The sequence below is a fragment of the Streptomyces sp. DH12 genome (genome assembly GCF_020873895.1).
GTDB lineage: Bacteria > Actinomycetota > Actinomycetes > Streptomycetales > Streptomycetaceae > Streptomyces.
On record NZ_JAHWGT010000645.1, the window covers coordinates 1 to 535 of the forward strand.

1 protein-coding gene is annotated in these 535 nt (G+C 77.8%); it reads left to right on the top strand.

Annotated elements, in window-relative coordinates:
• Nucleotides 1–535: SIS domain-containing protein (locus LPA54_RS36250; protein WP_306806604.1), on the top strand; the 535-nt coding region annotated here is incomplete at both ends.

Here is a 535-nt window from a genome sequence, read left to right on the forward strand (position 1 = left end):
GTCCCTGCTCTCCGAGCAGGCCTACCGGCGCGGCCTCAACGTCGTCGCCGTCGCCCCCGCCGGCACCCCGCTCGCCGAGGCCGTCTCCGGCAGCCGCGGCCTGTTCGTCCCCGTGGCCACCGCGCCCTACGACCACGACGAACCCCTCGCCGCCTCCGCGCCCGGCGTGCTGTGGGCGCTGCTCACCCCGCTGCTCGCCCTGCTGGACCGCACCGGCCTGCTCACCGCCCCGCCGGACGCCCTGCAGAAGGTCGCCGACCGCCTCGACGCCGTCGCCGAACGCTGCGGGCCCGCCGTCGCCACGTACAGCAACGCGGCCAAGACCCTCGCCGCCGAACTCGCCGACGCGCTGCCCATCGTCTGGACGGAGGGCGTCTCGGCCGGACCGGCGGGCCGGCGCTTCGCCGCCGCGCTCGCCGAACTGTCCGGCACCCCCGCCGTCGTCGCCGAACTGCCCGAGGCCCTCGCCGCGCACAGCGCCCTGCTCGCAGGACCGCTCGCCGCCAGCGCCGACCCGGACGACTTCTTCCGCGAC